11 protein-coding genes are annotated in these 14910 nt (G+C 43.7%); 6 read left to right on the forward strand and 5 right to left on the reverse strand.

From position 1 onward, the window contains the following. Positions 1–275 precede the first annotated feature (275 nt). The 4 genes from AC4IE7_RS03390 to AC4IE7_RS03405 are packed head-to-tail and all read left to right on the forward strand — an operon-like array spanning position 276 to position 3728. Complete coding sequence (locus AC4IE7_RS03390; RefSeq protein WP_490775397.1) at positions 276–1190, forward strand: carotenoid biosynthesis protein; 915 nt, start codon at positions 276–278, stop codon at positions 1188–1190. Then, positions 1187–1843, forward strand: a complete 657-nt coding sequence (locus tag AC4IE7_RS03395) for an ABC transporter ATP-binding protein (RefSeq protein WP_490775398.1) — start codon at positions 1187–1189, stop codon at positions 1841–1843. The genes AC4IE7_RS03390 and AC4IE7_RS03395 overlap by 4 nt, the downstream gene beginning before the upstream one ends. Next, positions 1840–2979, forward strand: coding sequence for an ABC transporter permease (locus AC4IE7_RS03400; protein WP_490775399.1), 1140 nt, complete (start codon positions 1840–1842; stop codon positions 2977–2979). Before AC4IE7_RS03395 ends, AC4IE7_RS03400 begins: the two co-directional genes overlap by 4 nt. Beyond that, complete coding sequence (locus tag AC4IE7_RS03405; protein WP_490775400.1) at positions 2979–3728, forward strand: hypothetical protein; 750 nt, start codon at positions 2979–2981, stop codon at positions 3726–3728. The genes AC4IE7_RS03400 and AC4IE7_RS03405 overlap by 1 nt, the downstream gene beginning before the upstream one ends. Positions 3729–3826: 98 nt before the next feature. Here the strand turns inward: AC4IE7_RS03405 and AC4IE7_RS03410 are convergent, their stop codons facing one another. The 3 genes from AC4IE7_RS03410 to AC4IE7_RS03420 all read right to left on the reverse strand — a co-directional run bounded on the left by AC4IE7_RS03410 (position 3827) and on the right by AC4IE7_RS03420 (position 6706). Next, positions 3827–4762, reverse strand: a complete 936-nt coding sequence (locus AC4IE7_RS03410) for an isoaspartyl peptidase/L-asparaginase family protein (RefSeq protein ID WP_490775401.1) — start codon at positions 4760–4762, stop codon at positions 3827–3829. A 34-nt stretch (positions 4763–4796) separates the two neighbouring features. Beyond that, positions 4797–5954: an ATP-grasp domain-containing protein gene (locus AC4IE7_RS03415; protein WP_490775402.1), complete on the reverse strand. Its 1158-nt coding sequence runs from the start codon at positions 5952–5954 to the stop codon at positions 4797–4799. 371 nt (positions 5955–6325) lie between these two features. Then, positions 6326–6706 carry a Rieske (2Fe-2S) protein gene (locus AC4IE7_RS03420; protein ID WP_490775403.1) on the reverse strand — a complete coding sequence of 127 codons (381 nt, stop codon included), beginning with the start codon at positions 6704–6706 and terminating at the stop codon, positions 6326–6328. A gap of 1072 nt (positions 6707–7778) precedes the next feature. On the opposite strand from AC4IE7_RS03420, the gene trpB reads away from it, so the two are divergent. Both trpB and AC4IE7_RS03430 read left to right on the forward strand, forming a co-directional pair. Continuing rightward, positions 7779–9002: a tryptophan synthase subunit beta gene (gene trpB, locus AC4IE7_RS03425; protein ID WP_490775404.1), complete on the forward strand. Its 1224-nt coding sequence runs from the start codon at positions 7779–7781 to the stop codon at positions 9000–9002. 227 nt (positions 9003–9229) lie between these two features. Continuing rightward, entirely contained in the window at positions 9230–10039 is an 810-nt protein-coding gene (locus AC4IE7_RS03430) for a pseudouridine synthase family protein (protein ID WP_490775405.1), read from the forward strand. 325 nt (positions 10040–10364) lie between these two features. On the opposite strand, the gene AC4IE7_RS03435 is transcribed toward AC4IE7_RS03430, so the two are convergent. Then, a complete protein-coding gene (locus AC4IE7_RS03435) occupies positions 10365–12167 on the reverse strand; it encodes a hypothetical protein (protein ID WP_490775406.1) in 1803 nt (600 codons plus the stop codon). Between the two features lie 350 nt (positions 12168–12517). Next, entirely contained in the window at positions 12518–14524 is a 2007-nt protein-coding gene (locus AC4IE7_RS03440) for a cache domain-containing protein (protein ID WP_490775407.1), read from the reverse strand. Positions 14525–14910 lie beyond the last annotated feature (386 nt).

Below are 14910 nucleotides of genomic sequence, written 5' to 3' on the forward strand. Positions count from 1 at the left end.
GAAGAATTTGTTGTTTTATGCCAGCCCACCTGTAGATAATAGAAGATTATTTTTCTCAGGTATTACCATAATCTTATTGGTTGCAGTTATATATTGTATCTTTATGATGTAAATCAAATATAGTTATATTGTAGAGGTTGTTTTAGCCAGGGTTTAGTCTCAATATTAAAATAGATTCTTATTAAACAAAGTATACTCTATCAGAGTATACCAGCGCTGTTTCAGTAACTGGATAGTGACAGTTCGTACAAAACGAGTTGACGATAATATTAAAAATGTTACAACTTGCTAAATTGTCAACTCGTAATCGATGGCTTCAGATAACAGCATTCACACTATTTCTCTTAGCCAGCTTAATGTTAGCCCGGTTTATCTATATATTTCCATTTAGCTTGAGCTATGACTGGGCACAGGCATCTACCCCGCTTCTGATCATAATTATGGTCGCAGCTTTAGCATTCTTTATTTACGTAACACTTGTATGGTCCCTCACTCAGGCAGTGATTTTATTTATTTTGACCATCTCCATCTCATCCTTTGGAGAACTCTGGGGCTTACAGAATGGCTATTTGTTTGGTGACTTATATCACTACAACCCGGACATCGAACCAAGAATAGCTAACGCATTACCACTTGTCATCCCCCTCGCCTGGTTTATATTCAGCTGTATTCCACTGGTGTTAATGCGCCCCTGGCTGGTTGAGAAAAGATTTGATCACAGCAGAGACTCCAGTAATGCCAAACCGATATCTCGCCTATTCTGTATCACTTTTTCCAAACAGGTGTTCTTTTGTGCATTGATACTTACCTCCTGCGACTTCTATCTTGAGCCACTCTCGCTTTATACCAATTCCTGGGCATGGAATCAGCAAGGACTCTACTACGGAGCGCCAGTTTCTAATTTTTTTGGATGGTTCATAATTGGAATAATCATCTATTCATTATTCTTTTACCTGCAGCATCGTTGGCATAAACCTGACAGGTTGTCGCATAGATCACTGGATACATTCCTGATTGGTCTGTTTATGGTATGGGTTATAGTTGCACTTGTAATAATCGCAGACAGACTGGATAGTATTTTGCCTTTAGTCTTAACAGTTATGATATTAGCTCCATCAATATATCTACGAAGAATAAAAACAAGCCAATTACGTGAATCAATACCAGTCGCTAACAGGAACTGGAAGTGACGTTTATACAACTTGAAAATATCAGTTGTGTATATAATGGAGTTATCAGTGCATTAGCTGACGTATCCCTATCAATTTCAGAAGGTGAAACTGTTGCCTTGCTGGGTCCGTCAGGAAGCGGAAAATCGACGCTACTTAACCTTATTGCAGGTTATGAAACAGCTACTTCCGGCGTTTTGAAAATTGCAGGCAAATCGATAGCAGAATGGAATAAAAACACTTTCCGTCGTGAATTGATTGGATTTCTATTTCAACAGTTTCACCTGTTGGATCATCTCAGCGCTGTAAGAAATGTTGAACTCGCACTATTTCCTACATGCAAGGATGCAAATCAAAGACACCTTAAAAGCAGTCGACTATTAAAAGAGGTTGGCCTGCTCAACAGGCTTAATGTACAGACAAAGTATCTATCAGGAGGGGAAAGACAGAGAGTTGCTTTCTGTCGAAGTATTGTCAATAAACCTCGCTTATTGTTGGCAGATGAACCCACTGGTAATCTTGACAGCGCCTCAAGTGAGACATTGCTCAAAACTCTGTCTGAATATATATCAAGTCATCAGGGAACAATGATAGTCGCAACTCATGATACCGAAGTCGCAAAGATTTGCAGTAGAGTTATATATCTAGAAGATGGTAAGGCAGTCAGCCAGTGAATAGCGATGTAAAGAATAGCCTATACGGTATGGGTTCACTGATACTGGACAACATCAGATGTCGACCATTACGTGCATTTATTGCAATATTGAGTATTGCAGTCGCATTAGGTGGCGCAATGACCATGGTAGGGACATCAGAGTCACTGGAATCCACATTGGTGCTTGGATATGAATCACGCCAGGTAGACCTGATGGTAATGCAGGCGAACAAGACAAACCCGATGACCAGCCGGATAGATACCTCTATATCTGATGAAATATTGGCTATCGATGGGGTAGAGAGTGTTCAGGCACTTTTGGCCGACTCACTGTTGGTAGACAGTAACTACAGCATAATGGTTTATGGTTGGCCATCATCTTATCAGGAAGTTCAATATCAACGAGATGGGAAAAGAGTGATATTGAATCACGGTGAGATTTTAATCGGCCATACGGCTGCCTCGCTGAATAATTTATCCATAGGCGACCATCTCGAACTTAATTTTGGTGAATATAAAATTGTTGACTATTTTGAGGCAGGAAACTTTTTTGAGAGTGGCGTGCTATTTATGAGATTGGATGATTTGCAGCAATTAACCAGCTCAGTAGGTAAAGTCACATTTATATTTGTTGCACTTGATGCCGGCATAACGGATCAACAAAAAAGAGTGGTTACTCATCAAATCGAACAGATCAGTCCAATTTTAAAAGTAGTAACAACAGATGAGTTCCTTGCCGACAATCAACTCACCTCTGCAGTGAGAGGCTTGGGTCATGTCATTCTGATCTCAAACATTCTTTTGTCAATACTCATAGTTAGCACAATCATGGTACTGTCGATAAGTGAACGACGCAATGAAATCGCTATATTTCGTGCAATTGGCTGGTCTGCCTGGCAGATATCTTGGCTGGTTATTCTGGAAACAACTGTAATTTCCGCCACCGCAGCGGTAATGGGTGGATTAATTGGTTGGACTGGTCTCGAGATCTCGTTGAGTCATCTGCAGACACTAGGTGTATACACCGAAAGTGTAGTCACTATAGAACAAGCAGTCTGGTTGGTTTTATCCGCCATATTAATTGCACTATTTGGTGCAGCACTTCCAATATATTATGCACTTAATATTTCAATCCATGAGGCACTAAGAGAGTAATGTCATTCTTCTTAAAGATACCCCATCTACTTTTTTTCGTGTTATTTTTAACTCTAATACCTTTCTACCAAAACCATGCCTCTGAAGATACTACAGAGACCATACAACACCTCGAGAATCTTCTAAACCGTTCCGGTAAGGATTATCAAGTTAAGATAAGAATTACCAGTCATACCCAAAATGGAGAGCACCTTGTTGTCATTCTGCAATCCACACGCGACGCAGAACCTACAGGGGATCGTCTCTTATTTCGATTAACCGGGGAGAATATTCCTGCATATAATAGCTGCCTTCAATGTTCACCAGGCGGTGAGACGTCAGCATGTGAAAATAACAGTGGCGAGTTCATTACAGAACCAGGCACTCATTTGCCTGGATCAATACTGCCTTGGGAGGAAATACTGGTAGGCGCATGTGCTGATTGGCGGGTTGGACCTATAGATAATAGTATATTGTCAGAGCAGTACCCACAAGCGACTTATAGCGTCGAACCTGTTACTGATAATTTTGATGCCAGTTGGCGATCTACCTTGATTGTAGTAGATAAAATAACTGGCAATCCGGATCTATTTTTGAGGATTGATAAAAATAATCATCAATTAAGAAAAATAAAAGTCGTTGAGATTGGTCGTATCGGAAGTTGGACAGGCATACGAAGCGCCATAATAACCACACAACATGGCCGTATACTTATGGAAATAATCGGATTCAGTATGGGAACTGACTCACCAAAGCCATGGGAGGAATAGTTATTTGTTCATATTTTTTCGATATTAAATATTCAGATATATTATTGTTGAATAGTTTTTACTTTATAAGATCTCAGTAATTGATAAAAATAGTCTATCTAGAACCTGGCCTGACTTTCACCCGATCTCTCAATCCAGCCATGAATCATCTTTTTTGTTGTAAAATCAGCAGCACAATTCCCCTGCCGATCGATGACAATCAAGCCACCTCGACCCTTTACCTTGCGTAGCAGATATTCAATACCATAATCCACAGCCTTTCTTGCATCGTAGTGCAACATTTCCACACTATCTGAAACCGTCTTAGCAAGAACAGTACGCATAAAATCTTCACCAAATCCAGTCGTTGAGACCGCACATGTTTGATTATCGGCAAACACACCCGATCCGATTATTGGTGAGTCACCAACCCTGCCCATGCGCTTATTAACGATGCCACCTGTGGAAGTAGCTGCTGCCAGGTTACCATCGAGATCGCGGGCAATGGCCCCAATTGTCCCATATTTCTGATCTTCTGAGTCAACCTCACTATCATCATGATCGAGCATCATACGGTGTTGCAGACGCGCCTGTTCAAGCTGCTGAATACGGTCAGGGGTGAAGAAATAGTGGTCTGGTGTAAACGCCATTTCACAGTGAGTAGCAAAATTCATGGCGCCATCACTGATTAGCAGAACATGCTCACTCTCTGCCATCACCAAGCGGGCCAGCTGTATGGGATTGGCTATATTGCTAACGGCGGCTACCGCACCAGCTGAAAGATCACGGCCATCCATAATGGCTGCATCCATTTCAACCTTGCCATTTTCATTCAGTACAGATCCACAACCAGCATTGAATACAGGATCGTCTTCGAGCAGTGACGCACAGGTCTCTACAGCTTCTAATGCACTCCCCTCTCTTTCCAGAATATCCCGTCCGTGTTCTAAAACTGTACGGATACTCTCCAGGTAGCGAAGTGCTGTTTTATTGTCCTTGACATTGTCGAGTGCGCCGGCTCCGCCATGCACCATCAGCGAGAAGGTATTTTGCATTGTTCTCTGTAATTCGTTACTACAAACTTTAACGCTACCAGAGACGCTCTTGTAACTCCAGCCTGATTCGTTGTCGGACTTCACCATCTCCCGCAATCATAAGCATTATTTTGCCGACCAGAATCGGACCCCAGTTGACTATAACTACACCTTCACCTGTGGTCGAATTGTATTCAATGCCGGAAAGATCGAGGTTTGCCAAAGAATTGTGCCTTGTAGAGAAATTACATGATTCCCATTCATTGATATCAAGTTTCATTGCTATCAATGTGGGATAGGATGCACCGTTGTAGCGTGGGTTGCACTCGATAGCAAGGCTCTTAACCTCATTGTTTCCATGCTGTATTGCGACATCGAAGGCAAGAATATCTTTGAAACCCCTTTCCGCCATCCACTCTGCCATCGGCTCAATAATATTCCAGGGTTCATATTGTGTTGGATAGACATTGCCCTGGTGGGCAGTTCCATCGAGTATCTGTTCCGTAGCTAGCAACCTTCTGCACACTCCGTCCACTATCTGGTATTGCATGTTAAGAAATATATCGGTTTTTACTTCTTGCTGAAGTTGTACCGGAACATTTGAATCAAACTGCATCATTGCTCGTTGCAACTCTTCTGGGTTCTCGCAACGATAGATGCCCACGCCTGAAACTGAAATGGCAGCTTTTAGATAGCATGGGTATGGGAAACCCTTAATATCTGTTATCGATATCTCTTCGACACTATTGAAGCATCTCGTCTTGGGTACAGGAACAGCCAACTCGTCAGCGAGTGACATGAAGTTGTTTTTGGAATTGATGAATTCAACCGTTTTGGCCCAGGCAATATCTCCACTTCTCTTTAATTCCTGATCGCCATAGAAAAATAGTGAATGGGTAATACCATCATGAATAGGCATGTACTCCAAACCAATATCCCAGATTATATTGTGGCTATGCTCCAAACCGATATGCGTGTAGTGCTCAACGATTTTACTCCATTCACTTTTCAGTAACGGATGCAACTGAACAATGTCATCGTGTTCGGTTGCACCAAGAATTCTTCCTGAATAGAGATGATTGCCTTTTACACCCTCAGCGGTACATGAGAGTATGTCATGATTGAAAATCCTCGGAATTCTAGGCCTTACTACTGAACGTTGGACCTCTGCACTTCTAGTGTGCAGTATTTCATGCATCCCCTTAGTAATCATTGGTCTTCTCGTATTTTGCGCGAATTATTACAATCAGATGCAAATTGAGAGCCAAACAACTATTGATAATTTTCAGTATAAATCAATCAAGCATTAAAACCACTATAAGCTATTGTAATAAAATGATAATTAAAACTATTACATGACTTATTGAGAAAAAATATAAGAGGATTTTATTAAAATTAATATGTTTACCCCATTGAAACATGCTCTATCAAAGTGCATGAATATTGTGGAAGCGTCTACGCATGTCTGAAAATGGTGCAGATGCATGCTTCAGGCTGAGCCCTTGTGAGTGTGATAGCCAGCAAATTAACTGGACATAAGGAATCTCTAAATCCTAATTTATGAGATTTTCAGATAGGTTGTTATTAGTCAGATAGATTTTCTTCCATAGGCCTGACACGTTTATCAAAAATCCAAATTCCGCCATCATAATCATCGATGCTGACAGGTGTTAACTTCTCCCCGGTACAAATCGTACTCAGCGACTCCCCTGAAAAAGGATCAAATATAATGCCATGCATTGAACAACGCAGATTCCGTCCCGCATCATCAAAAATCATATCCTTTTCGCAATCAAGTCTTTTTGGCATATGGACACACAAATTCCTATAGGCCAAATAGGTTCCTTGGTAGCAGAAAACTATTACAGATGATGGCTTATTAGCATACAGTACATCAATCCTTATATAGTCACCCTCCCTGATTTGATCCTTATGACATACCCAAACGCGGGTTTTTCGTTTCATTGACCATCTTCCCCATGCATTACAGCTACCATCAGATTAGCTTATATTTTTTAATATCTTGAGATTAATGCAAGACTAACCCTATTATCAAGACGATGTTTGCAACATGGTAGTTTGATAAGCTGACGACATCCTACTTATGCTTTAGATACAGATTATGATTTAACTGTAATAAACTAACTAATATCCTTTTCTTTACATCTCTTTCCTTCTTCTGAAAATGTTCTTGGCATAAGCTGATACAAAAAAGAGCTATAGGGTGGAGCCACAGCCAATGATGATAAAGTAATAAAGAAACAAACTTTCATCCACGAGTAGGCGACTCATTCAATACTAGTGAAACTCCAACCCATTTCGGTGGGGCATGGCCCCACCCTACCCGGAGCACCAAGCTTGCTTTTTATAGTTTCTGTGTATTCAGTGTTTAACACATTTTTTCAACTACAGAAAACACTGAATACATAGAATCATTGCATCCCATTAACACCAATCACCAGAGTGACAAAGAGTGTTCGACCGGGACATCTTTTGCTCCCCTCGCCCCTTGCGGGAGAGGGGCTGGGGGAGAGGTGTATGTTGATAAACACCATCATCAGCACTAATAACCCACATTACCAATAATAACTCGTGAGTAACGTTAACACTTCAATCTCATCAACTCCTTGACGCACACCTGAGCCTCCCCAGCTCTAACCCCATCAAGGGATAGGGCTTAACGCCTGCTTCTGGAGTAGAGGAAGAGCAAAAAGCACCTCAGACACAGCCCATGGTTTATCGGTATACCTTAACTAAAAACCACTACTTCCTCTCTCAGTGGCTTGAGTATTCCCACTTACCATTGGCAATACAAACCCATCCACTGATGGTTTGCTGAGCTCTCTGCCATCGGGTGTGTTTAACTGAAACTGATGAAATTCGTCTATTCACCATGAGTATAAAAATCGCGCTCACACCAGCCACGCCCAACCACCCCCAGAAAGCCGAAAAAGTCTCATAAACCCTTGTTTCCAAACTAACCTGCATTTATCCTTCTTTTGCTTAGGAAAAGATGATTCACAGAGAGATTTTGAGTATGAAAAATACATTCATTCATGAACTACCCAATGAAAAAGGCTTTTTTGGTGAATTTGGTGGTAGTTTTATCCCGGATCAGTTGCAGACCATTATTGACGAGATAACCAGTGCCTACATCAAGATCCGTGAAGATCAGGAGTTCCTTGATGAACTTGCAGACCTATACAACCATTTCGTTGGACGTCCAAGTCCTATTTTTCATGCAAAAAATCTCTCGTCGGAATATGGAATTGATATCTATCTCAAAAGAGAAGACCTGAATCACACCGGGGCACACAAAATTAACCACTGCCTGGGTGAGGCGCTTTTAGCAAAAAAAATGGGGAAGAAAAAACTCATTGCTGAAACAGGCGCCGGTCAGCATGGTGTGGCATTGGCCACTGCTGCTGCCCTGGTCGGGCTGGAGTGCGATATCTACATGGGCGAGGTGGATATCAAGAAAGAACATCCAAATGTGGTGCGCATGCAGATTCTCGGTGCCAAGGTTATTCCCGCCACTCACGGGCGCAAAACACTGAAGGAAGCAGTTGATGCTGCATTTGAAGGTTACATGAAGGATCCAGTAACCCAGTTCTACGCCATCGGTTCCGTGGTCGGCCCACACCCCTTCCCTATGATGGTACGGGACTTTCAGTCCATCGTCGGCAATGAGGCTAGAGTGCAATTTCAAGAGATGACCGGCAATTTACCTGATCATGTGGTTGCCTGCGTAGGAGGCGGTTCGAATGCCATAGGGATCTTCTCCGCTTTCCTGAGCGACGACACTGTAAAACTACATGGCGTGGAGCCTGCCGGACTGGGTGTCGATAAAGATGGCGAACATGCTGCCAGTATAACCAAAGGTACGCCTGGAATTATGCATGGTTTCAAATCCTATATGCTGCAGGATGCAGATGGCGAACCAATGGAAGTCTACTCCGTAGCCAGTGGACTGGACTACCCAGCTGTTGGACCTCAGCACAGCTATCTAAAGGATATCGGTCGCGTAACTTACAGCTATATCGACGACCGCCAGGCGATCGATGCATTTTTCGAGCTCTCCCGTCGTGAGGGAATCATTCCAGCCATTGAATCATCCCATGCCGTAGCCCATGTGCTTCGCATGGCGAAACAAGGTGATAAAGGGAGTGTTCTAATCAACCTTTCAGGCCGTGGTGATAAAGACATCGATTTTGTAGTTGAGAACTATGGGCACCAGTATGGTGTAAAGAACGATATGTAACCATATCCTACTCTCTACCACTCATGCCAAGAGCATCTCCTACTTATCTACTTTGTAGACGCAGGTTTCATCTCTAACTTGCCAAGCTCGACCGACAAAGCAGTAATTAGAGTAATATAAAGTTGCAGCTCCCAAGCTCAATAGGATTTTTTGTGTTCACCCATATGATTGCTTGATGATTTGAATGTGCCTCTTAAATTACCCCATCAGCAGCCTAGATCCATTGTATGTCAGCATCTGAATATCACATCAGCATAGATAGTGCATTGAAAAACCCGGTGGAGCTACTGGCCGTGGCCAGTGGTCTATCACGTCAACGTATCAAACAGGTTATGTGGAAAGGGGCTGTCTGGCTGGAGCGCGGGGGTGGTGTGCGGCGAATACGACGAGCCAAAAGCCGACTGCAGGAGGGTGACCAACTACATTGTTACTATAACGAACAGGTACTCGCCACTGAACCAGCAGATGCCAATCTGATCGCCGACGAGGGAGAATACACCATTTGGTTTAAACCCAAAGGGATGCTCTCCCATGGTTCAAAATGGGGTGACCATTGTGCAATCGATCGCTGGGTTCAAACCCACCTTACACCAGAGCGACCAGTCTTTCTGGTTCACCGACTGGACCGGGCAACTGACGGGCTGATGGTACTGGCACACAAGAAGCGGGTTGCCGGAGAACTGGCTCGAATGTTTCGTGAGCGAAAAGTCAAAAAGCGCTATCGGGCCTGGGTTGTTGGACTGTTTTCCAATGATGGGGCCAAAAAAGTGATCGAAAATCCGATTGATGGCCGTTCTGCAATAAGCAGGATAAGCCAGGTTGAATACGACGAGGGACAAGACAGATCATTGCTTCATGTTGAGATAGATACAGGGCGAAAACATCAGATTCGTCGACATCTAAGTGAAGCCGGCCATCCGGTGGTTGGTGACCGCTTGTATGGCGAGAGTGAAACAGACGAGGATATGCAACTGACTTGTATCTATCTGGAGATTCCAGGTTTTGATAACAACGAGCCTAGAGCATATCGGGCCTAGTGGATCCTGTGGCGCATGAATCTCAAATAATCGAGCAGCTGCTATCTACTGCATAAAGATATCGTAGTGATATCTCACCCTACAAAACCTCTATGAGAATATTTTAACGGGCACCCCATATCATTCTTATAATGTAGTCTGGATGGAGTGCAACGGAATCCGGGATTGATTGTACATTGAATAACCCGGATTCCGTTGCACTCCATCCAGGCTACATGTTCAGGGGGAATGCTTGAGAGTGGGTCCACACTCAACCGATGAGATAAAACAAAGGAGCCAATGGCCCATCCCTGAAAACGGAGCGCGCTGTAAACACTGCAGGTAATTACTCGCTTCGATTCACTTTGCGTATTAACTCAACAGTCTCGCCTATTTGAGCCGGGCCGACATCAGCAGCCATGGCGGAAAACCCGATCACCGGGACACCCGCCCAGACTCCGGCTTCAACACCGACACCACCATTGATTTCAGTCAGTGATATAATTCCTGGTTCGGTCTCGTAATCGTACGTATGAAGGGGACTGGGAGCGATTGTCATCCAACCTGCAGGAAAACCAGGAGAGGGACTGAAACTTAAGACATTCGCAAGAGGCGATCCAAAAACAGACAAGCTACCAACATAGCGACTATTCAAGGAGACAACATTGAGCGCGCGCTCCATATAAATATTACAAGTAGGCCCGATTGGGACAGGACTGATATCCCAACACAGTTCCGTCCAAAATTCCGAAACTTGTTCTTCATAGTCATAGTAGTAAAAAACAACATCAATATCTTTATAATTATTTGCCACATAGCCAACATTGGCGCATAGAGCACCAGCACCATCACTGGGATAGTCATTCACCTGAGCGCTTAAAGCTTCCAGGGTGACAGTCTTACCATCATCAATCCCATCATTCAAGGTACCAACACAAGCCTCTAAAGGACCGCTGCCATCCATGTCATTCGTCAGGGTGCCGCCATTCCATATCCCATGCTTACGCATCGGGAAGGTCAAGACGATATCTGTCTCTCCGTTGATATTACCCTCTTTAAAATAGGGAGCAGAAACTTGGTCAGCACTCAAAACCACAGAGATTGGCAAGGGATTCGAACCCATCGGGACTGATACCTGCGGTGAGATGTCGTGTAGTGCGCCGGTGTCATACTCAGTCAGCGGCATCGTATTACCCTTCATGCCGTCTCCCAGCGCATTGGTTATGTATGCCTCTTGGATATCTCCAGAGGCGAGCGATGGCAAGCGGTAATGCACAGGATCATCGGGCAGGTAGTGCTGAGCTACCGTAGTATAACGATCAATGTGCGTTCCCTCTTGAACAAGACCCGCACCAGTAGCCACATTGATCAATATCCCATAGACGTTGATACCACCGCTTGGGGCAACCAGCCCGGCATTATGACTGTCTCCATACGGTGCGGCCGAGTCAGCCGAGTCCATTGCCACACCGTTGCTTCCCATTGACCCAGGTTCAAACCCATTGATTGCTGACCCACTTACATCCCCCGCATCCCAGGCGTCACTGACAACAGAACAATCTGCTGGTATGCCGGTATTACTATGTAGCAGCCCTGTGACAACAGAGCGGTCACCCGCCGCGTCATTCACTACGCCATCAGCATTACCACCAACATCTATTTCAGCTTCATAACCACCATCCACAGCAGGCCCTGCACCATCTGCGACAACGCCCATTTCGATGATCTCAATATAGCCTTCCGTCAGATCATCATCCGATGTCGCAGTGTAGATATTCAGTAGATCAATCCCTGCGTGCAGGTTGGTCTTTACTGGATAAGTGCAACTTTCATCTTCGCTGATCAGATTGGGTAGACCGGTGGATGCATTCCTGCGCAGCGTGCCGTTCCATACATCATAGGGTGAGAGATAGACATTGAAGTTAAGCAGATCTCCCGAGTTTTTAGATTCGAGAATACGCACCCGCACTGCTTTGAATAGATTGGTGGTGTTAGTGATTGTAAAGTTGGTAATGAAATTATTGTTGACCGTGTAGTAGGGTAGCAGTGCCACCTGACCAGTGCGATCGTGGTTAACATGGACAGCCATGACTAGGCTGTTAGTGGAGATCATCAGTAAAGCTATGATCAGTTGGAGTACTCTCACCATTGATTCATCCTGTTAAATCGTTGAATTTCTAAATCCCTGAAAACGGAAAGCAGAGCGGAGTCAGGTATCAAGGAGTAACCTTGATAAAATAATAGATAAGGGGCAGCCTTATCAACAGTGCTATACTACCCAATGATTGGGGAGAATAACCACCCCCCTTGGCTATCCAGGTAGAAAAATGGAAGTAGGATAGAGTGAAATCATCCATCTATCCAAAATAATTGAGGACACCCCAACTTTTGATTAACAGCTATCTACTACATATAGATATATGTAGTGATATCTCACCCAACAAATCCTCTACTAGAATATTTTTTGGGGTGTCCCATATCTTCATATCTTCGATATCTTCATACTGGAACAAATATCAAGCCAATAACATCATTCTCATAATCTCCAGTGGTCTTGTACTCCCTATACCCCTGGGACATAGCAGCACCAATCGCATAAGATTGACCTTGAAATTCGACAAGTGCAGAGTGTCGTTCACCGTTTTCTAATTCAAAAAACTGCTGTTCCAATTCGAGACTATCTCCAACCTGGTATTGCTCATTGGTTGAGGAGATGACTACGCCGTTACGGTTAGCAAAGATACCAAAGGCACCTTCCAGCATATTACCCTTATCATCTCTTGGTAGAGCATCCTCAAGCATGGCGGTAAACTGAGGCTCAGAGTCGAAAACGATACCAATCCCACCGACGCTTGCTTGGCTGGAGAGTGACTTAACCGAGGTAAGGTAGATATAGGTATGCCGATTGCCATAAAGCATAGTGGATTCGAAGGGTGAAACTATGTAGCTCTGAGTCTCTTGGACGCCAAGTGCCTGTTTATAATGTGCATCTGGAGGAAGCTTTGTTCCTACCAGAGAGGCCTCTTCCTGGTTGGATACAGCAAGGATCTCACCCTGATTGTCAAAAAGAAAAAGGTTGGTATATACGGTGTACAACTCATTAATATAAGCCAATATCGAAGAGAGTGTATCTTGATCATCAGCACTTAAATCGGGCTTATCAAGAATCTCCCTGAAGCGCGTAGTCAAGGCCCACCAGCGAACATCATTGGCGCGCTCATAGAGGTTACGATCCATGATATCTACGGCAAGTAAGGCCTGAAACTGAATTTCGCTGAGCAGCGAAGAGACAACGGTTTCATAAAGTTTAGTAACTGAGTTCTTGAATACACCTTTGGTTTGATGGCCGATATTACGTATCTCATCCAGAACCGGCATAAACTCTTTAGCATCTTTTTTTGCCGATACAATCTGGCCATTGAGCACAACGAGTATAAGGTCGTCAGTTACAGTCGTTGCTGTTGACGAAATTGTTTGCAGTTCATCAGAAAAGAGTTGCGAAGTTGATAAGAGTTGTTCACTGTCAATGGTATTCTCTCTGCTATCAACAAAGGCTGACCGTAATGGAACCATGGTATGTCCTTGCCAGGAGAGTCCAGTAAAACCCTGATATCCTTTTGTCGTAGTCGTGCGCGCAATATACTCCTCTTCTTTAAGCTTTATCAGTCTGCTCTTGTTACTGGAAATAGTTTCAACTTTATCATCCACTTTCAAAGACAATGGAGCGCTACTCGAGATGACCCGATTACTTTGATCGAGAATTGCGATGATTTCATTACCTTTTCGAAGATTGTTAAAAATACCAGTCATTTCATCATCGAAGCGAAAACATAAGCAAAGCACACCGAGCACTTTTGAGCGCGCATCATTCGTCTCAGTTATGCGTGCGGAGTAGATCAGAGAGTGTTTTTGTTTTGGTTGTAGATCAGAGTGCCTGAACGTCTCTACATATGGCTGATGTGTAGCCAGTGTTTCACGAATCAGAGGGTCCGTAGAGTGTGAAATGGGGTTATTCTCTTCATCAAGATGTACTCGGACACGGCCACTGGGCTCAAGAATGATAATCTCATCGTAGACACTATATTTTTGAGTATATTCATGCAGCCGATGAACAATATCCCTCTCCTGCTGAGAATCTGTCTCCTGGCAACTTAAAAATGCCCGAAGATCATCGTCTGTGGCAAGGAAACCAACATCGGCAGTACGTTCGAAGAGGTTGCGGATGAGTATGTCTATTGAGACCTGGGCTAGCGCATTCAGCTCCTGATCCAGTTTTTTGAGGTTCACTTTGACCAGATTCTCTATCAGCTGGCTCTGCAGTGATTCAAATTTCTTGCGGGTCGCCTCCATGTCCTCCATAAGTGTCACTGCGATCTGCAGGCTGTTGATCTTGCCCAGCAGTGCAACTTTTCTCCACCAGTCCGCCAAATTGCAGAGATTGTTGTGGTAACTAAGAACCTGGGGCATGTTATTGAGTAACAAAGCAGTATCGATACTATTGCTCATAAGGCACTCCATTTATGATGCAAATTAGACAAACCAAATAACCATGCAAATATTATGCCTTATTTAAACCTTGTTTATATACAGTAACTTAGTTGACCATAAACACTATTCTCATTGTGCAGAACGCAACATTGGAAAAGTTGTTGTTGTATGTGGAACAAAACAGAAGAAGGAAATTGATGAGGAAATTGAGGACACCCCAACTTTAGAGGAAGAAATTGAGAACACACCGAACTTTAATTATGCTGTTCACTGAGGGGTTACTTTTATCAAGTGTACCGAGTTCGGTTTCAGTGCCAGCTCCAGGCTAGCGCCCTCCCCTGTTACCACCAGATCCTGGTCTAGCAGGCGCGTGGAGTTCACGCCATACTGGTCATGATAACTAA

The sequence above is a fragment of the Candidatus Thiodiazotropha sp. AKAK3 genome (assembly GCF_058244645.1).